16 protein-coding genes and 1 pseudogene are annotated in these 19,515 nt (G+C 36.2%); 5 read left to right on the top strand and 12 right to left on the bottom strand.

The genetic code is table 11. The features are described 5' to 3' along the window. Positions 1-38: 38 nt before the first annotated feature. The 3 genes from MVE64_RS15415 (at position 39) to katG (ending at position 3,850) form a co-directional block, all read left to right on the top strand. Positions 39-611: an RNA polymerase sigma factor gene (locus tag MVE64_RS15415; protein ID WP_247339308.1), complete on the top strand. Its 573-nt coding sequence runs from the start codon at positions 39-41 to the stop codon at positions 609-611. Further along, entirely contained in the window at positions 583-1,251 is a 669-nt protein-coding gene (locus tag MVE64_RS15410; protein ID WP_247339306.1) for a hypothetical protein, read from the top strand. The genes MVE64_RS15415 and MVE64_RS15410 overlap by 29 nt, the downstream gene beginning before the upstream one ends. 418 nt (positions 1,252-1,669) lie before the next feature. Beyond that, a complete protein-coding gene (katG, locus tag MVE64_RS15405) occupies positions 1,670-3,850 on the top strand; it encodes a catalase/peroxidase HPI (protein WP_247339304.1) in 2,181 nt (726 codons plus the stop codon). 78 nt (positions 3,851-3,928) lie between these two features. On the opposite strand, the gene MVE64_RS15400 is transcribed toward katG, so the two are convergent. Both MVE64_RS15400 and MVE64_RS15395 read right to left on the bottom strand, forming a co-directional pair. After that, positions 3,929-5,128, bottom strand: a complete 1,200-nt coding sequence (locus MVE64_RS15400; RefSeq protein WP_247339303.1) for a SpoIIE family protein phosphatase — start codon at positions 5,126-5,128, stop codon at positions 3,929-3,931. Further along, positions 5,128-5,943 (bottom strand): alpha/beta fold hydrolase, encoded by an 816-nt coding sequence (locus MVE64_RS15395; protein WP_247339300.1) that lies wholly within the window; start codon positions 5,941-5,943, stop codon positions 5,128-5,130. The genes MVE64_RS15400 and MVE64_RS15395 overlap by 1 nt, the downstream gene beginning before the upstream one ends. Before the next feature lie 314 nt (positions 5,944-6,257). Here MVE64_RS15395 and MVE64_RS15390 point away from each other — a divergent pair, with 314 nt between their 5' ends. Then, positions 6,258-7,112 (top strand): formate/nitrite transporter family protein, encoded by an 855-nt coding sequence (locus MVE64_RS15390; protein ID WP_247339299.1) that lies wholly within the window; start codon positions 6,258-6,260, stop codon positions 7,110-7,112. Between the two features lie 102 nt (positions 7,113-7,214). On the opposite strand, the gene MVE64_RS15385 is transcribed toward MVE64_RS15390, so the two are convergent. The 5 genes from MVE64_RS15385 to MVE64_RS15365 are packed head-to-tail and all read right to left on the bottom strand — an operon-like array spanning position 7,215 to position 12,466. Continuing rightward, positions 7,215-7,445 (bottom strand): ATP-binding protein, encoded by a 231-nt coding sequence (locus MVE64_RS15385; protein ID WP_247339298.1) that lies wholly within the window; start codon positions 7,443-7,445, stop codon positions 7,215-7,217. Next, positions 7,342-8,850 (bottom strand): response regulator, encoded by a 1,509-nt coding sequence (locus MVE64_RS15380; RefSeq protein WP_247339297.1) that lies wholly within the window; start codon positions 8,848-8,850, stop codon positions 7,342-7,344. The genes MVE64_RS15385 and MVE64_RS15380 overlap by 104 nt, the downstream gene beginning before the upstream one ends. A 35-nt stretch (positions 8,851-8,885) precedes the next feature. Continuing rightward, on the bottom strand, positions 8,886-9,761 hold the full coding sequence (locus MVE64_RS15375) for a CheR family methyltransferase (protein WP_247347089.1): 876 nt from the start codon (positions 9,759-9,761) through the stop codon (positions 8,886-8,888). Positions 9,762-9,794: 33 nt separating this feature from the next. After that, positions 9,795-11,318: a response regulator gene (locus MVE64_RS15370; RefSeq protein ID WP_247339295.1), complete on the bottom strand. Its 1,524-nt coding sequence runs from the start codon at positions 11,316-11,318 to the stop codon at positions 9,795-9,797. A gap of 29 nt (positions 11,319-11,347) precedes the next feature. Further along, a complete protein-coding gene (locus MVE64_RS15365) occupies positions 11,348-12,466 on the bottom strand; it encodes a HAMP domain-containing protein (RefSeq protein WP_247339291.1) in 1,119 nt (372 codons plus the stop codon). Positions 12,467-12,936: 470 nt separating this feature from the next. Here MVE64_RS15365 and MVE64_RS15360 point away from each other — a divergent pair, with 470 nt between their 5' ends. Continuing rightward, on the top strand, positions 12,937-13,686 hold the full coding sequence (locus tag MVE64_RS15360) for a DeoR/GlpR family DNA-binding transcription regulator (protein ID WP_247339288.1): 750 nt from the start codon (positions 12,937-12,939) through the stop codon (positions 13,684-13,686). A gap of 50 nt (positions 13,687-13,736) precedes the next feature. On the opposite strand, the gene MVE64_RS15355 is transcribed toward MVE64_RS15360, so the two are convergent. The 5 genes and pseudogenes from MVE64_RS15355 to MVE64_RS15335 all read right to left on the bottom strand — a co-directional run bounded on the left by MVE64_RS15355 (position 13,737) and on the right by MVE64_RS15335 (position 19,466). Beyond that, entirely contained in the window at positions 13,737-14,126 is a 390-nt protein-coding gene (locus MVE64_RS15355; protein ID WP_247339285.1) for a tautomerase family protein, read from the bottom strand. A gap of 89 nt (positions 14,127-14,215) precedes the next feature. Next, positions 14,216-15,996, bottom strand: a pseudogene (locus MVE64_RS15350) (solute:sodium symporter family transporter). 61 nt (positions 15,997-16,057) lie between these two features. Then, entirely contained in the window at positions 16,058-16,930 is an 873-nt protein-coding gene (gene fba, locus MVE64_RS15345) for a class II fructose-1,6-bisphosphate aldolase (protein WP_247339283.1), read from the bottom strand. A 194-nt stretch (positions 16,931-17,124) separates the two neighbouring features. Then, on the bottom strand, positions 17,125-17,940 hold the full coding sequence (gene iolB / locus MVE64_RS15340) for a 5-deoxy-glucuronate isomerase (RefSeq protein WP_247339281.1): 816 nt from the start codon (positions 17,938-17,940) through the stop codon (positions 17,125-17,127). A 296-nt stretch (positions 17,941-18,236) separates the two neighbouring features. Continuing rightward, the gene (locus MVE64_RS15335; RefSeq protein WP_247339278.1) at positions 18,237-19,466 is read right to left on the bottom strand and encodes an MFS transporter; all 1,230 of its coding nucleotides are present in this window, start codon (positions 19,464-19,466) and stop codon (positions 18,237-18,239) included. Positions 19,467-19,515 lie beyond the last annotated feature (49 nt).

The following is a 19,515-nucleotide window of genomic DNA, read 5'->3' as shown; positions in this document are numbered from 1 at the left end:
GATTATTCAGGGTGTATTACTTATAGGAGGTGAGTGAGATGGAAAATTTATATCAAAATTTTAGAGAAGGAGATCAAGTAGCCTTTCATAAAATCTATGATCTTTATAAAAAGAAAGTATATGATATTGCACTTATTTATACTAATAACCACAGTCTAGCAGAAGATATCACTCAAGAAGCTTTTATACGCATCTTTTCTAAACATCATTTATATAAAGAAGAGTTTGCCTTTGACACTTGGATGTACCGAATTGTTATTAATGTTGCAAATAATATTTTAAGAAAGCAAAAATGGCTGCGCCTTTTTAAAAACGAAGTAGAAGAACAATATCACGTAGACTCTATAAAAGTTGAAGAAGAGTACGATGCACACCCTCTGGATACTTTGTATTTTGTAGAAAAATTACCAAACAAATTAAAATCTGTTTTAGTTTTAAAATACTATCAGGATTTAACACAAGAAGAAATCGCCATTATTCTTAAGATCCCTGTAGGCACTGTGAAATCTCGCATACATTTAGGACTAAAAAAATTGCGTGTGTTAATAGACAGTGAAAATAGTAGAAAGGAAAGTGACGGATATGAAATCTACCGAAAAAAAATTACTTAATGCTATGAATCACATTAAATTGCATAGCAATCCTCCAGAACATCTAGAAGAACGGATATTCAACAAAGTCGCACCTAAGAGATTGTGGAGATTGAATAAAGTTCAGTTATCAGTTGCTTCGGCAGTTCTTGTCCTTTTCTTTGCAGGAGGTATTACAAGCGCAAAAATGTCAGGCTTTTTCTCATGGAACAAAGGGATGACATATCAGACTTATGAAACCGGCCAAATTCGAGAAAACGTACCAACACCTCCTGAAATATTACAACAATCACTTGAACAGGGTAAAAAAACGTACAACTTAACAGAAGCCTACTCAGTTGCAGATTACCAAATTCTTCGGCCAGCCAAAGAGTTACTTCCACTTAAAAATTCAATAGGGGTTTCAACAGATCAGCCACCAGAAGGATATTACCCAGCTACTTTTATTTTGTGGGATGTTTTTGAGAATAGAAAGCATAATGTGTATGTGCCCAATATTACGATTCCATCAAGACAGCTGCTGCTAGAGGGGAGTCAGACGATATTGAAAGTCATTACTTTGGTTACAAACAAGTTTCACTATCAGATCATGCAATCGGCTTTATTACACTCGGTGAAAGCAGCATCAAAGGATATCGCAAACTCCATGTGGAATATATGACAGCAAATAAACAAGTCATCCACTTAGTTTTTTATGGAACACTAGGAGAAAAAGACCTCATTTCGTTCGCTAAACAGTATGTAGAATATTAATATATGAAATGGGGGCTTTCTAGTAACTAGGAGCCCCATAGTTATTTCTCCCATCCCCCTCTATATTCTCAATTATTTATTTTCCTTTTCAGTAAGGTCAGACTTCTTTTATTTAAATAGAAACATATATTATGAATTGGTGCATCACTACTATTTTCTTCAAAAAATCCCATTGAAACGGGAACTTGTCTAAAAAAATTTGTATTCTACAAATTTATTTCTTTCATTTTTTTGAATATGTTATTATAATGATAATGTAAGAATTATTATAATTTAGTATAAATGATTAACTAATATTTACTTTACAAAAAGGAGAGAATAGAAAAATGGAATCTTTTGGATCAACAGGAACTGGAAAATGCCCATTTCACGGCGGCGCAACTAGTCCTAAAACTAGTGGAACAACAAATCAAGACTGGTGGCCAAACCAGTTAAACTTAAATATTCTTCATCAGCATGATAAAAAATCTAACCCTATGGGAGAAGAATTTAATTATGCTGAAGAATTTAAAAAGCTAGACTATGAAGCTCTAAAAAAAGATCTTCATGACTTAATGACAGACAGCCAAGACTGGTGGCCTGCGGACTATGGTCACTATGGTCCAATGTTTATCCGTATGTCATGGCATGCTGCTGGTACATATCGTACTGGTGACGGTCGTGGTGGCGGTTCAACAGGTAACCAGCGTTTCGCTCCACTAAATAGCTGGGGCGACAATGCCAACGTTGATAAAGCACGTAGATTGCTATGGCCTATTAAGCAAAAGTATGGTAACAAGATTTCTTGGGCTGACTTATTGCTTTTAACAGGAAACGTTGCACTTGAATCAATGGGTCTAAAGCCTTTTGGTTTCGGTGGAGGACGCGCAGACATTTGGCATCCAGAAGAAGACATCTACTGGGGTACTGAAACTGAAATGCTAGGAAATAACCGCTACTCTGGAGACCGTGAGCTTGAAAATCCGCTTGCTGCTGTTCAGATGGGACTTATTTACGTTAACCCAGAAGGTCCAGACGGTAAACCCGATCCACTAAAAAGTGCACACGACATTCGCGAAACATTCGGACGCATGGGAATGAATGATGAAGAAACTGTTGCACTTATTGCAGGTGGACATACTTTCGGTAAAGCACACGGTGCAGGAGATGCTGCACATGTTGGTCCAGAACCAGAAGCAGCTCCAATTGAAGCACAAGGCTTAGGTTGGTTAAGCTCTCATGGAAGTGGAAAAGGTGGCGACACAATCACTAGTGGTCTTGAAGGTGCTTGGACAGCTAACCCAACTCAATGGGATAATGGATACTTTGATTTATTATTCGGATATGAATGGTGGTTAACTAAGAGTCCAGCCGGAGCATACCAATGGATGGCTGTAGATCCTGATGAAAAAGATCTTGCACCAGATGCAGCAGATTCATCTAAAAAAGTTCCAACGGTTATGTTCACATCTGATTTAGCATTGCGTCATGACCAAGCCTACGAAAAAATTGCACGTCGTTTCCATGCAAACCCTGATGAGTTTGCTGATGCATTTGCTCGCGCATGGTTCAAACTTCTACACCGTGACATGGGTCCTAAATCAAGATATCTTGGTCCAGAGGTTCCAGAAGAAGATCTTATCTGGCAAGATCCTGTCCCAACTGTTGATTATGAATTAACAGAAGAAGAAGTAGAAAAAATCAAAGTACTAATTCTAGACTCAGGACTTACAATCAGCGAATTAGTTACAACTGCTTGGGCTTCTGCAAGCACATTCCGTGGATCTGATAATCGCGGTGGTGCAAACGGTGCACGTGTTCGCCTTGCTCCACAAAAGGATTGGGAAGTAAACCAACCAGAACAACTTTCAAAAGTTCTTTCTGTACTTGAAGACATTCAAGGTCATCTTGAGAAAAAAGTTAGCCTAGCTGACTTAATTGTACTAGGTGGTACTGCTGCAGTAGAGAAAGCTGCAAAAGATGCAGGCTTTGATGTAACAGTTCCTTTCGCTCCAGGACGTGGCGATGCAACAGAAGAACAAACTGATGCAGAGGGCTTTGATGTGTTAGAGCCTGTTGCTGACGGTTTCCGTAACTATCAAAAGAAAGAGTACAGTGTTGGCCCTGAAGAGCTTCTTGTAGACAGAGCTCAACTACTAGGACTTACTGCACCAGAAATGACTGTTCTTATCGGCGGTATGCGTGCTCTAGGTACAAACTACGGTGGTACAAAGCACGGTGTATTCACTGACCGTGTAGGTACACTTACTAACGACTTCTTCGTAAACCTGCTTGACATCGGCTTAGAATGGAAGCCACTAGACGGAGGTGTGTACGAAGGACGTGACCGCAATACAGGTGAAGTAGTACGAACAGCAACTAGAGTTGATCTAGTATTCGGTTCTAACTCCGTTCTACGTGCAATTTCAGAAGTTTACGCTCAAGAAGATAACAAAGAGAAATTTGTTAAAGACTTCATTTCTGCTTGGGTTAAAGTAATGAATGCGGATCGTTTTGATCTTAAGTAAACATTGTTAAGTATCCTTAAGTAGTTTTATATAAAAAAAGCACTCAAAATTCCTCTTCAATGGATTTTTGAGTGCTTTTTATTTTAGATCAATTAAGATAAAACATTGGTCATCACTTTTGTCATAATCGTTTCCTTCATCTTGGAGTGTTTTTAATAGTTTTTCTTTAAAGACATGTAAAGGAGTAGAGACATGTTGTTTTAACAGTAAACTTAAACGGTCCTGTTCAAGAGGCTCAGAAACCCCATCCGTATATAGAAGGATTCTTGCTCCTTTTGTATATGAAAAAACAGAGTTTCTAAATTGGTTATCCTTAAACGTTCCAATTGGTGGTCCCTGTGTTTTCAGTTCTCTTTGTCCTCCCTTAGAATCAAGGTAAATTGCAGGTGGATGGCCAGCATTTATGTATTCAATGGTTTGTTTCTTTATATCAATGAAAATGTATATAGCTGTACAATAATGCCAGGCATCCTCCTCATTTTCAAATAAACTGTGCATTTTATCATCTAAAGCTTTCATGATTTGTTCTGATGGTAATCCTTTTGATATTAATTGTTGAAACAGAGTAACTAGTGACATTGTAATGAGAGATGAAGATATGCCATGACCCATTACATCCAGTAAGATAATTCCATATTGATCTTTATTTATTTGATAAAATCCATATATATCACCAGACAATTCATTAGAAGCGCGATAATAAGATTCAATTTGAAGATCTTTGTTATTTATCGCCTCCGTTAAAGTAGTCTCTTGTATTTTTTTGGCTAACTTTAGCTCCCTCTGGGTATCTGTTTTATATTTATCATTTTCTTTACCCATCTTTACTATTTCATTTTGTTTCTCTTCTAGGTTTAGTAAAACTTTCTTTAAATCAGCATTACTCTTCTCTTTTTCTACTAATCTTTCCTCAGCAATCCTCTTTGCTTCCAGTAATTGATTTTCGTATTCATTTCTTTTCTTGTTGGGCACAAACATACATGTAATGATTCCATTTTCTTTGGTGGCATACATAAGTACTGGTATTTCTTCACCGGTATGAGATATCAACTCTAAAAACATTTCATCTACTCGTTTATTTTGGATAATAAGCGGGTAAAAAGCAAATTGAAAGAATGCTTGTGCGGATTTCGAAAGGATAGATCGAATACTCTGTCCAATCAATTGTTCAGTATCATAGTGAATGAATCGCAGTAATGTTTGATTAACTGACAAAATCTTAAAATTAGGTGAAAGAGTCAAATAACCGCCTGGTATGTGATTTAAATTGGTTTCCATTACATATAACCATCGGTATTCAAATGACTTTTTATTAAATGGGAAATTTCTTTTGGATGACTAATATGCGGACAATGACCTATAGCTGTTGAATAGCTAACTGCACAATCCGGAATCTTATCTTTCATATAGTTGGTAACTTCTTTGGGAACAAAAACATCGTTTGCACTTTGAATAATGTAAGTCGGAACCGAAACGTTCGGTAAATGCTCTCGGTAATCTGTAAAAAAACAAACCTCAGCAAAGCGGTATGTAATATTAGGATGATTCTTGCGAAAGTGGTCTTCTATCTCCATCTTCATTTCTGTTTGTTCTGAACCATTCATAATCGTTTCAGAAATGGTTGTAGTCCATTCAAAGTAATTTTTCACCAACAGATTTAACAGAGAATCAAGCTCCTCTTTATCAAACCCTCCATTATACTCCGGCGCTTCATTCAAGAAGGAAGGTGACGGCCCAATCATGACCAAGTTCGAAAACAACTCCGGCTGTTGAATAGATGCTAACATACCGATCATTCCACCAACTGAGTGTCCCACAAAAATGGCATCACTTAAATCCATGTCGTTACATATGGCCAACAAATCTTCCACATATCCATATATAGAACTATATCTCTTAGGGGTATAAGCCAATAGATCTGAATTTCCAAAGCCAACATAATCAAATAAAATCACTTGAAAATCGTCTTCAAATGATTCAGAAACAGCTTCCCAAACTTTTTGATCAAAGCCAAAACCAGGTGCAAAGATCACCCGCTGCTTCCCTTTCCCTTTAACTGTAACATTGTTTCGAGTTAGAGCATCTGTTGACATCATTAATATCTCCTTACTATTAATATCGCTACTCTCATCATAACATTCATATGATAAAGTTTGGGATTTAATGGTTGATATTTTAGAACGTAAATAGGGACAGGTACACTGTCCCTATTTAAAAACAGATGTCCTGCAATTACAACATTGTTTGGTATGATAATCAGTTCGTTTGTATACCTTTTTTCTTACCATTTTTAAATAGAAACTAGATGATTTTATATTTCAACTTCATTACACAAAAGAAAAAAAGTTAAAATAACGCCCAAACGGGTATAAGGTAGAAACAACCTTTGACAAAGGGGCGACAAAAAATGATTGAAAACAACACTAAGAAACAAGATAATGAAGCGTTCCACGAGCCATCTCGACAATACTTTAACCCAGCTCAAATTGTACATAATTTTAGTCAAAAGGGACGAGACCACCTTAATCGAAAAACGAGCTCCCAATTTATATTATCCCTACAGGCCGGGGCATTTATGGCTTTTGGTGCTGCTTTTTCTATTTTGCTTTCAATGGGAATTGACATAAAGGGAGTATCTCATTTGATGGCAGGTGTGGGATTTGCAACAGGGTATGCGATGGTTTTCCTTTCAGGAGCGATTCTCTTTACTGAGGTCAACGTTTTATTACCAAGTTATTTATTTCAGAAACCTTCCCTTATGAGCTTAAAGATTTTAAAATTTTGGCTAGCGACTTACCTCGGTAATATCATAGGAGCTTTATTTGTTGGGACACTTATTGTTTTATCGAAATCACTCTCCCCGGAGTTCTTTCAAGATCTAAATCACTACATCAATCATAATAAAATGAGCTTTTTATCAGATGGGACATGGGGATTTTTTGAGATTATGATTTCAGGTATCCTGGCCAATTGGCTCATTGGTATGGCCGCTTTTCTAACAACCGCTGCCCGTGATATTACCGGTAAAATTATCGGTACACTACTCCCCGTCATCTTATTTGTTGCCGGAAATTTTCAACATAGTGCAGCAAACATGGGATACTTTAGTATTGGAATTTTCAGTAATGATACATATGATTGGTATCAATTTTTTTATAATTTGATACCTGCTAGTATTGGAAACATTATTGGTGGAGCGATCATGGTCGCCTTGCTATTCTCATTTGCGTATAATGACGAGATTCAAAATAAAATTAAATAATAGTAGTTCAGCTTACATTATTTAAAAAGACGAGCAGATTAACAGGAATATTACGCCTACTATCTGCTCGTCTTTAGTATGATTGAGAAAGGTTGTTGTCAATTAATTATTACTATCTACCATCATCTCACTATAAACATCACATAACGGAAATGTTAACGTAATGGTTGTTCCAACTCCAACCTCACTTTCAATATCCATATGTCCGTGATGACTATCTATAATACTTTTACAAACCATTAAACCTAATCCAGTTCCTTTTTCCTTTGTTGTGAAGAAAGGCTGCCCGATTTTGGCCAGGTCCTCTTCTGAGATTCCACAAACTCTGATCACAAAACTGAATTCTTAATAGGTTATCCTCTATCATCATGTTGAGATTGATTTCGCCGCCTGTTTTCATTGCTTCCATTGCATTTTTTAAGAGGTTAATAAAAATTTGCTTGAGTTTATTTTCTAAACCATCTATATAATCCTGCTCCTCACCTACAAGAGTATGAAATTTAATTTCAGTGTTTTGTAAATTTGCTTGTGCATTCATAAGTATCACTACATTTTGTAGAAGATCAGTCATTTTGACTTTCCTGAAGTCTCCCGCATTTGGTTTAGCTAACAATAATAGTTCACTTACAATTGTATTAATACGATCAATTTCTTCTAACATAATCGGTATATATGGATTTAGTGTATCATCTTTATATTCTAATAATTGTGTGAAACCTTTTAAGCTTGTTAATGGATTTCGAATTTCGTGTGCAATCCCAGCAGCAAGCTCTCCTACTACAGACAGTTTTTCTGATTGAGAAATATATTCTTCTGTCTTTTTCATATCTGTAATGTCTCTTGCAACAATATGTACTGCGGGATTCCCCAGATATTCAAACGGTATAATTGTAACCGCCGCAAGAATCGTTTCCCCATCAAGACGCACTAGCTTTAATTCGTTATCCTCAACTTTCTCCCCATGAAGTGCCCGTTCAATCCGCTGCTTTACCACTTCATGCTCATCAGGATGAACAAAGGTATATAGCGTTCTTGAAAGAACATCTTTTACATGAAGTCCGCCTAGCATTTTCATTCCTGTTTCATTGATAAATGTCCAGTTTTCTTTATGTAATTCATGAAGAATAATAGCCACAGGTGAATCTTCAACAAGAAGCCTGTATTTAGCTTCATTAGCTTGTGCTAATTGAAGAATATGCTGTTTTTCTTCTATTTCCTTTTGTAGAGTTTCATTTGTTTTACGGAGCTCTTGTGTTCGCAGCTCTACTAATTGTTCAAGTCTTGAATGCGCCTCATCTAATTGCTTTGACTGCTTTTGTAAGAGCTCGTTTTGCATCTGAAGCTGCCACTTCGTTTCATATATTTTAACAAACCCTTCAATTTTACTCTTTAAAATATACGGGTTAAATGGTTTAAACAAGAAGTCAATTGCACCTGCGTCATATCCACTAATTGCATAATCCTGTGTTTGAGTGAGCGCCGTTATAAAGATAATAGGAATTTCCTTTGACTTTTTTCGAGCCCGTATTAGCTTAGCAGTCTCAAAACCATCAAGACCAGGCATCTGCACATCGAGAAGGATGATGGCAAATTCTTTTTTTAACAGCCATTTTAGTGCTTCTTCTCCCGAGTAGGCTTTTGTTAATTGATAACCAGAAGAGCCTAACACAGCTTCAAGGGCTTGTAAATTCTCTGGTCTGTCATCTACCATTAAGATGTTAATAATTGGATTTTCCATAAGCACCTCGCCCTTATCATATTTTTTATGTTTATCTAAGAAAGACTTTTCTTCTGGTAAAGCTTCTCTTTTTTATCTAGATCAATATATCGGTTATCATAATTTGAATAAGAAAGGCCTTCTCGATTTCCAAGACCCAGTATTCCTGAAGTGGCTAAACTGTCATAAAACAACTGATGAACACGCTCTTGTAAATCACGGTCAAAGTAAATGAGGACGTTGCGACATATGATTACGTGGAACTCATTAAAAGATCCGTCAGTCACAAGGTTATGTTGTGCAAAAACGATATTCTCTGCTAAATAGGAATGAAAGCAAGCATACTCATCCTTGGTTGTATAATATTCGGAAAATGCATTTTTCCCTTCAGAGTTGATGTAATTACTCGTATAGGTCTTCATTCGGTATAACGGAAATTTCCCTGTTCGAGCCTTATCAAGGACCTTGCCATTCATATCAGTTGCATAAATTCTTGTTTTTTCATAAAGTCCTTCTTCATGTAATAGGATAGCCATGGAGTAGGCTTCTTCTCCAGTCGAGCATCCTGCATGCCAGATCCGAATGGAAGGCAAATCCTTTAGTACCGGAACAATTTTTTCTCGAAAGGCTTTAAAAAAAGTAGGATCACGAAACATTTCAGTAACATTGATTGAAAAATCCGCATATAGTTGCTCCATTGTTGCAGGATCGTGTAAAACTCTATCTAGTAAAGCCGTTACTGTTTGAAGCTTTTCCACCTTTATACGATGCCAAATTCTCCTCCGAATAGAGCTAAATGTATAGTGTCGAAAATCAAACCCGTACTTCAAGAAAATTCCGTCTAAGAGTAATTGTATTTCAATACGTTCTAGATCTGTACAGTCTTCTGGTGTAGTCATTGTTGAAGCTGATTCATGTTGGTCTTCCTTCATATATGTCATAGCATCACCTAAAAAGAAAATTAGTTAATGATGTAACCAAACTCGAATAATTGAAAACAATTGCTCAAGATTAACAGGTTTACTGATATAATCAGATGCACCGGCATCAATACACTTTTGTCGATCATCCTTCATAGCCTTTGCGGTTAAAGCAATAATTGGAAGGTTTTCATATTCCCTCATACTTTTAATCACCCTCATTGCCTCATACCCGTCCATTTCAGGCATCATAATATCCATTAAAACAATATCTGGATTCTCTTCTTCTTGCAAAATATTAATTGCATCTCTACCATTCTCTGCAAAGCTCACTTCCATACCCGCTGCTTCTAGAGAGCTTGTTAATGCAAAGATATTTCTCATATCATCGTCTACAACTAGCACTTTTTTACCAATCAGTAGAGGCTGTTCCTTCGTAGTAGCCACTTCATGATCGGAGGCATCCTTAGAATCTGCCGGTATTGAAACGGTCACATCATTTTCTACTTCATTTTGTTTCAGTTCTTCACCTTGAGGTATATAGAGAGTAAAGGTACTTCCTTGATTCACTATACTTTCACAGGAAATTGTCCCATTTATAAGTCTAGCAAGCTCCTGAGAGATCGATAGACCAAGACCTGTTCCACCATACTTACGGCTCGTTGTCCCGTCAGCTTGAGTAAAGGCTTCAAAAATAGCAGAAATCTTGTCCTTCGCAATCCCTGTTCCTGTATCAGTGACCGAAAATGCGATGAATTTTTCATTCTTTTGAGTCGATGGAGCAATCTGTAATTGCACCTGTCCTTTTTCAGTGAATTTAAAAGCATTTGATAAAAGGTTTTTTAAGATCTGATTTAATCTTTGTTCATCTGTAAAAATAATATCTGGTAAATTCACATCATATTCAAACGTAAATTCTAAACCTTTTATCTTAGCGATAGGCATAAACTGACGCTGAAGAGAATTGACGATATCTGTAATCAATACTTCTCCCTCAACGATCTCCATTTTCCCAGATTCAATTTTTGAAAGATCTAAAATATCATTAATCAATTGAAGGAGATCATGACCAGATGTAAAAATTGTATTCACATACTCTAGTTGTTTATCCGTAAGATTTTGTTCTTTGTTTTCCCGCAACATTTGCGATAAGATTAATAAACTGTTCAAAGGTGTTCTAAGCTCATGAGACATGTTTGCTAGAAATTCAGATTTATATGTTGAACTCGCTATAATCTCTTTTGTCTTTTGCTCAAGTCTATCTTTTATCTCTTCTAATTCTTTTGTTTTTAACTCAGCACTTCGATATTGTGCTTCAATTTCATCATTCATCGTGCGCAATTCTTCCTGCTGCAACTGTAATTCTTCAGATTGTGTTTGAAGTTCTTCATTTAAGATCTGTGATTCCTCTAAAAGCTTTTCTACCTGTTGATGCTTAAAAATCCTGTTAAAGGTAACTCCCAGCATTTCATTTGCCTGCACAAGGAAATCCCGATGAAGATCTGTAACTGGTTGAAGTGTTGCAAGCTCCATCACACCTAACAACTCATCCTCAAGAACAATAGGCACAATGACAATTCTCGTTGGATTTGTATGACCTAAATTTCTGACGAGATTTGAATGTAGTCATCAGAAATGTTTTCTAACAAAATCATCTCTTTTGATTTTGCGCATTGACCAACTAAGCCCTCACCAAAACTAATTCTGTTGAGTGCAAGTTGATTACTTTTTGGTGTAGTATACGCGTAAGAAGAAAGTTTTTCTAGATAAGGACTTTCTTCATCCTTATGTAATAAATATAGGACACCATAACTAGCCCCAATGGTTTGGGAGAGTTTCTGTATGAACCGTTCGCCTGCTAAGTTTAAATCACTAACCCCTTGTATGAGGACAGATAATTCGGCAATGCTTGTTTTTAACCAGTTCTGATCTTCTATTTTTATTCGATATTGCTGTTCAATTTGTTCTTGTTTTTCTAGAGTACTCACTAATTCATTATAAGCGTTTGCAATTTGACCGATTTCGTCATTCGAATGAATATCCACTCTCGTATACCCATAATGATCATCTGCTAATGTGACTAATACACTCTTAAACTTTCGTAACCGTTTTGTTATATTATTTACTACGATAAACGCAATTGTTAAAGCAAAGACAAGACCGATTGCCCCAGAAATAATGATGTTTTTTAACACATTGCTGTATGCTTCCTCTGTTTGTTTTAAAGTATCCTGCATGACCTTTTCTTGAAAGTCGATTAGGTCTTCAATAGTAATAAGTAGATTTGCTTTATCTTCTTTTACACGCTCTAATAAGTTCAAGTTGCTCTCACTTGCTTGATTCGATATTAACTCATCATAGCTAGATCGAAAAGAATCATAGTTGTTGGCGAGTTTTGCAAATATATCCTTTGCCTGTTGAATTTCAATCAACTTCTCTAACTCTACTAATTTCTGATTTGCCCTTTGAAAAGCCTTCTCGGACAATTGAATGGACTGTTGATCTATTTCGTTTCTTTCACTCACGTTATCTAAATCAATAGAACTCATTTCATAACGAATAGTATTCGCATGTTCAATCTTAATATAACGATCATTCACAAGCTCATTCATCTGCTGTGTTTGGTTTTGATATGTATTAATAATAATACTTGCGATAATCCCCATTGCAATAATCACAACTCCAAAACCGATGTATAAAGTTGTTTTAAAGTTCACGAAGCTTTGCTACCTCACTCTCGCTATAATTTTTATAAAAATTAGTCCTCTACTATAATATCACTAATAGGACATCTTTTTTCCTATTGATGGTAAGTTTTTTGGGTGAAAGTATCATATTTTGGTATAAAACTGAGAAAAATTTACCAAATTCACACTCAACTTGTATAAAGTATAAAAAAAGTATAATTGAATTTTCTAAACGTTCTATTTACCAGTCACATACCCACAGCAATGAACAATGTATGTAAGTTTTTGTTATTACTAAAGAGAAGGTATATTAGCTCTTTGTTTGTGTTAACCTGTCTTGCAGAAAACCTTTCCTTAAATATATTTACACAAGTCTTATGTCGCGACATATAATTTATTTTAGTTTATTATATAAAAGTGGTGAAGTATTGGTTAATTGTTGATATAATAATTAATAACATATATAAGCGCTTACATCACTGTGCTAAAGGGGAATCGAGATGTTAAAAACCAAAAGGATACACCAAATACAAGAGTATGTATTGAAACATGAAACTGTTTCTTTGGATGAACTTGTTGAGGTATTTGGTGTATCAAAAAACACTATCAGAAGAGATGTTCAAGTGCTGGTCGAACATGGCGACTTGAAAAAGGTATACGGTGGAGTTGCAGTTAACCATTCCACACTAGTATCCTTCAATGATAGAAAGGTCCGCAATCAAACAGAAAAAACACACATTGCTAAACTAGCTGCCAATTATGTAAATGATGGAGATATTATCTTTATAGATTCAGGTACAACAACATTTGAAATGTTCCATTTTGTTAAAGAGAAGAATATAACAGTTGTAACAAACAATGTGGACTTTATCGTAGAATCGATGCCTTATAAGAACTTAAACATTTTTTCTACCGGAGGAATGCTTGAACGAGAAACAAAGTCCTTTACAAGTTATAAAGGATTGGATCTCTTTAAAACCTACAATATAAATAAAGCCTTCATGGCATCAACAGGAATCTCAATTTCAAATGGGGTCACAAACTCAGCCCCTCTTGAGAGTGAACTTAAAAGCTCCGCAGTGAAGAAGTGTTCTCAAGTCTTTCTATTAGTCGACCATGGTAAGTTTGATAAATATGCTTTAACTACTTATTGCAACTTAGATGAAATCCATTACCTCATTACAGATAAAGAGCCAAATGAGAATTATCAACTATTTGCACTTGAGCATAATATTATCCTTAATTATTAAGAGGCACTCATCATAAAAGCGGACCAAGCTAATTGGTCCGCTTTTAATTCTTATAACTCTCCTGTTAGAAATTGAGCCTTACCATAACCAAAGCTCCAATCAGCATTTCCATTTGTCACAACAGAGATCATAATATCATTTGGTTCTATTCCGCATTGTTCCCCTAATTCCTTAACCAATAATTGATAAAATTTCTGTTTTTGTTCTTCCGTTCTTTGTTTACTTGTCACGCTTACGACAACGACATCTTTGCTTCTTTCAAATCCTAAACCTGTATCTTCAATCATCATTTCACTTGCCGGATGCTGAGTGACAATTTGATATCGATCTCTTTCAGGTACTCCAAAGGCTTGTACCATGGCGTGGTGAGCAGCATCTAAAAGCTTTCTTACAGAATGTTCGTCTCTTCCCTCAATCAAATCGAACCGAACTAAAGGCATATTTAAACCCCCTTTTTATCTTAAGCCTAACCTTGAAGAAAATAGATTGAGAGAACAATCCCAACCTATTTTCTTATGATTTCTTATTTTTAGAAAAGACTGATAACCGTTACCGCTTTCTTTTCGGTTAAAAGATTAAACGACTTTTTTTGATCCTCGTCTTTGCTATCAGCACTATCTAATTTTTTATTGGTTCTATACCAGAACCAAGCAACTGACCCAATAATCACCAGGTTTACTAACAAAAAGACAACTTGCGATACCGAATACGTTGCCAAACTTGAGTCTGCAATCCCTATAGGAGAGAAGAAAGCATAAACTCCTAGCATAATAATGACAAGAAAAGCTGAAAATGTTTTTGCATGTTTCCATGGAGTTAGGTCAACTTTCTTCGCATCATTTAACACAAATGGTGTTTTTCTTGGATTCAATCTTCCTAATACCAACATGACAAAAATGTCAACAGCTAAGAGAATTGATAGTACATAAAGGAAGTTAACATCACTTAAGAAGACCTTTGATAGTGAATATAGTACAATATGAACAACGATGACCACCTTACCTGCATACGCTGGTACACGTTTACTGAAAAAGCCTACAAGGATCATTGCAATAATTGGTAAGTTATAAAAACCATTCATTTCCTGTAAATATGCATATAATCCTGAAGGCGCATACATGATAAACGGAGCTACAATAACCGACGCAATGGCTAGTCCAAAAGCAAAGACTCGACCCGCTTTTACAAGTTCTCTTTCTTGAGCTTGTGGTTTAAAGATTGGTTTATAAATATCAAGTGAGAATAGAGTAATCGCACTATTTAAAGTATTATTAAATGAACTTAAAATTGCTCCGAATAATACTGCTGCTAAAAATCCTGATAATGCTACCGGAAGAACATCAATAACAAGTGTTGGGTATGCGGCATCATTATTGCTTAATGAATTTCCATAAAGTAGGTAAGCAATAATACCAGGCAATACTAAAAATGTCATTCCAAATACCTTAAATAACCCTGCAAACAAAACTCCTTTTTGACCTTCTGCTAAGTTTTTCGCAGCAAATGTACGTTGAATAATCGATTGGTTCATTGCCCAATAGAAAATGTTGTTGAAAAGCATCCCTGTGATTAACACTGGCCATGGTACAGAAGACTCAGTCCCGCCAATAGCGTTCAGTTTTCCAGGGTTTGCATGAAGCAATTCACTGACACCGCTAGCTAAGTTTCCTCCACCGAGTGCAACTAAAGCAAGGATAGGAATAAGTAGACCACCAATAATTAACCCAATTCCGTTGATTGTATCACTCATAGCAGCTGCTTTGAGGCCGCCAAGAATTGTGTATCCTAAACTTATAACTCCAATAGCAGCCGAAATAACAAGAACAAGCATGAATGGGCTTAAATTGGTAATCGATGTTAATGAAAAGATACTATCTAATACTAGTGCACCAGAGTACAGAACAACTGGTAGATAGGCAACAGCATAACTAATTAAGAATAAAAGAGATGCAATTTGTCTTGTTCTTAAGTCATAACGTCGTTCAAGAAAATCTGGAATTGTTGTAAGCCTGCTTTTAAGTACTTCGGTAGTAAAATAAGGGCCATTACAATCAATGCCAGTGGAGAGGCAACTTCCCATGCCATTACCGCCATTGATTCTCCGAATGCTTGACCATTTAATCCAACAATTTGTTCAGTTGAAAGATTAGTTAAGATCAATGAAGACGCGATGACAATACCTGTTAGACTTCGGCCACCAAGGAAGTAACCATCTGTGGTCGACATGTCTGTCCCTTTTGTCTTATACCAGGAAAACCACATCACAAATACTGTATAAGCTAAGAAGCTAAGAAAAATCAGCCAAATCATAAGCTTTATTCCTCCTAAGTTGTTGAGGATATTCATTCATTTTTAAATAGCCTCTTTTGAATTAAGTATTAATACTGCTTAAAATAGCCTTGTTATTTGTTCTAAAATCTTTTATTTTCGCTTTCACTGTCAACTTTACTGCTTCTTTTCCCGGAGTAAGGATGGCACGTGGATCGTATAGCTCAGAATTAGTTGCTAACACTTCTCGAATTGCCCTTGTCCAAGCCTGTAGGCATTCTGTGTTCACATTAATCTTGGCATGCCCATATTCAATTGCTTTTTGGATTTGATGTAATGGAATTCCAGAACCACCATGCAAAACTAGCGGAATCCCAGTCATTTCAGCAATTTGTTTCATTTCATCAAATCCAAGTTTCGGCTCTCCCTGATAGGGACCATGAACTGAACCAAGGGCAGCTGCCAATGCATCAACCCCAGTCTCTTTAACTAACCTTACACATTCTTCTGGATCTGCATAGTTAATTCCACCGATTAGACCGTCTTCATTACCACCAACGGTTCCAACTTCAGCCTCAACCGATACCCCACGAGCCTTAGCATACTCAACGACTTGTTTCGTCATCTCGATATTTTCATCAATTGGATGATGTGAACCATCGATCATAACAGATGTAAATCCTGCATCAATTGCTTCTTTACACCTTTCTACACTTCTGCCATGGTCCAAATGCAATGCTACAGGGACATTAATTTTCTTTACTTCTACCAGCGTTCTAACCCAAGTGTCGATTACGTTGAAGCCACCAAGGTAATCGACCAGTCGATCAGAAGCAGCTAAAATAACCGGAGCCTGTTCTTCCTCTGAGGCCTCCAGAATCGCTTCCACCCATTGGAAACTATTAATGTTATATTGACCGACTGCATACCGATCCTCTTTTGCTTTTATTAGCATTTCTTTTATAGAAACTAGCATTAAGTTTACACCCCTTTGTTTATGTCAATAGACTCTTAATTTTTCACTTTGACTTTGCATCCTGTTCCATAATTCCCCTTTTTATCTATAAAATTTGCTACCATAATATACTTATAAAAAAGCGATTTCATTTATTGACCCTATCAAGGTGCTAGTTATACTGTAATGTAACCAGCACCTTGCATTATCAATATTTATTGGCGACTTTTAAGTATCCATTCATGATCTGGATCATTATGGAATTTCCAAGTTCGTTTTGGACCTGCCATTACATTTAAATAGTAAGAAACGTAGCCATCCGGCACACCTACGGGATGATAACCTGCCGGTACAATGACAACGTCTCCATGTTCTACTGTCATTGTTTCATCGATAGAACGATCATCGGTATAAACTCTTTGGAAAACAAACCCTTGTTTTGGATTCATTTCATGATAATAGGTCTCCTCTAAGAAAGATTCATATGGTAAATTATCTTGATCATGCTTATGGGGAGGATAACTTGACCAGTTTCCACTTTCTGTAAAAACCTCAACTACTAATAAGCTATTAGCAGATGGATCTGAATCTGGTAAAATATTATGTACTAATCGCTTATTGTTTTGAACGCCTCTGTGTTCAATTCCAATGTCAGATGCTTTGATTAACTTTGTCGGTAATTGATTTTCAGAAGGTGAATAACATATTGCTACGCGTGCCTTACTTACTCCTTCAATTTCAAAACTGCGATTATTCGATATATACACACTGTCAGTTGGCTTTTGCTCAAAAACGCTTTCACGAGTTCCCAAGTTTCTGAAAGTTTGCTCTTGATCCGTAACATTGATTCGTCCGGTTACTGCGACGATGCATACCTCTTTTTCATCTAACTCTTCAGCATACTTTGCTCCAGGAGTTAAATCGACAACCTTAAATTCTACATATTCCAAAGAAGAATTTTCTGTCGTTACATTATGAATAACTGTTAATTCTTGCTCTGCTTTGTTTGGTTTTCGTAAAAGTTTACTCATTTTTCTCCCCCTCATTAAACTGCTAAAATATGAAATACAATCGAGGCCATTAAACAATTAATGTTCCCAAATAGTGATCATAACTGTTTAATAACATTTGGGTAATTGTTGGTTAACTTTATGATTATATGATAATATTGAAAGCATTTTCAGTCAATAGCAGACCTGTAATTTTTACATATTCTTTTTTATATAATTCCCTATACTCTTCCAAACAGGAAAATTTTTGGTTGCATATTCAATATTATTACTAAAATAAGAGCAGCTAGGAAATTGGTCAGTTCCCGTTCTGTCTTTTAAATACTCTTCACTTTCTCACCAATTTCTCCCTTTCCTTTACTAAGCTTTACGCTTTCTACCAATGATAATATTCCACCTAATAGAAGTAAGAATGCCGAAAGAATAAAAACTGCACCAATCTCTACTTTCAAAGCAAAATAGCCAGCAACGATTGGACCAGCAACGATTCCTATTGAGTAAACAGATTGATAGAGTCCCATGATCGTCTTTGAAGCACCTACTTCATCCGCCTTATATACCTCGTCTAATAAAATAGGAAACACAAAACCTAAGGAAAGTCCAAGTATTCCGTGTAAGATACAATACATGACCCAACTATCAATGGAGCCTAAAAATAATAGTGTAGAAATCCCAACAACGAAACAAAGCATCAGCAATTTAAAAGAATTTTTCAGTTGGCTTTTTTTTATAGATAAAATTAATGGAGCCATGCCATGAGGAAGCATAAATGAAACGACTAGAAACATGATTGCAGATTGGTGTTCATTTAACTGTGTGAAATAAACTGATGAAAAACCAAAAATCGTTGTAAATAAAACGGCATGGCCGATAAGTGACAATATGCTTAATGACCAAATTTTTCGTATCCTTATGATTCGGTCAAAAATTGGAGCATGTTTCATTTGAATTGATTCTTGTGCCCGTTTAGGTTCTTGGTTTGGCAGCAAAAGGACTAAAATGAACCCAAGCGAGGCGAAAACAGCACCAACCCAAAATAAATATGTAAAACCATAGAAATCGGCAATTAAGCCACTAAGCACCATTGAAATTAATTGGGAGCCAACCATTGTGTATTGAAGCTGACTCATCGCTTTTAATGACTGTTGTTTACTAAAAGATGAGCTATACCAAATCGTAAGTACGACCCACATTGCAGCGGTAAATCCTGCTAAAAATCTCCCCATAAAAATAGGAAGGAACTCCGTGGATAATGCAAGTAACAGCACACTCGCAAGTGAAGCAATGAATCCAATTCCTACTAAAAACTTGCCGCTGATTTGATAACGGTCTGCAAGAAAACCAATTGGAAAGCGAAGGATAATCTGCATAATTCCATAACTCCCCATAATGATGCCGGTTGCATAATATCCAAAGTCTAGAAATGCTAAATAGACCCCAAAGGTTTGGACGTAAATAAACATCGAAAACCAAAAACAAAAAACTATACTCAGAAAATGAGCTTGAAACAGATTTCGATTTATTTTCCTGTTTTTATCATTTTTCATAGCACTTCTCCTTCCATTTTCTGAAATGCAGAAGAGGTATAAAGAAACC

The organism is Metabacillus endolithicus (assembly GCF_023078335.1).
Lineage (GTDB): Bacteria > Bacillota > Bacilli > Bacillales > Bacillaceae > Metabacillus > Metabacillus endolithicus.
This window is presented reverse-complemented; position numbering and strand designations above follow the sequence as displayed.